The following is a 615-nucleotide window of genomic DNA, read 5'->3' as shown; positions in this document are numbered from 1 at the left end:
CTGCTAAGCTTATCCACAATTGCTGGGACAGAAATCAGCAATCCGTCCTGGGTCAATTTTCAATCGGCAGGGTGGGTCAGTTTTCAATCAGCGCCAACACGTGTTGATGGCCAGGAAGAATGGATCTGTATTTGTTCAGGTGAGAGATTCTGGCGGGAATGTTGTGTATGTGACAGTCACCGTTCAGGGTATCTCCACGCTGGAGTACCTGAATTTCACTGGCTATCTAGCGGCCCAGCAGCTTGCCGACGCCAGAGGTCTTGTCATTCCTAGTCTGCTTTACTGGCAAGCGCTCCGTAAGGAAGGCGGTGATAAGTTGGATATCGATTTTCCGGTATCGACTGATGGTCTTACACGGCCGCGAAATGTCTGGACAAGTGATAGATCTGGTCTTTTAAACAGAAAGTCCTATTACCCAGACACTGGCCAAGATAAAGATGAGGTCGATCTACCCGTGACAGGGGGCGGAGGATCGGCCCACGGCTACGGCATAAAGCCATAAGCTGAATGTGTCTGCCGTAGGCGTGGTTTGCTCAATTGATATGTAGGTGCAACCCACAACGCAAAAAACCGAGCCATTGGCTCGGTTTTTTTCAATTGGTGCCCAGAAGAAGA

At 49.9% G+C, this 615-nt stretch carries 1 pseudogene; it reads left to right on the top strand.

Annotated elements, in window-relative coordinates:
* Positions 1-100 precede the first annotated feature (100 nt).
* Positions 101-502 (top strand): annotated as a pseudogene (locus tag DW49_RS1000000134430) (hypothetical protein); the annotation flags it as partial.
* Positions 503-615 lie beyond the last annotated feature (113 nt).

Origin of the sequence: Pseudomonas avellanae BPIC 631 (assembly GCF_000444135.1) — a bacterium.
Taxonomy (GTDB): domain Bacteria; phylum Pseudomonadota; class Gammaproteobacteria; order Pseudomonadales; family Pseudomonadaceae; genus Aquipseudomonas; species Aquipseudomonas avellanae.
Note: the sequence above shows the minus strand (reverse complement) of the source record. Positions and strands in the feature narration are given on the sequence as shown.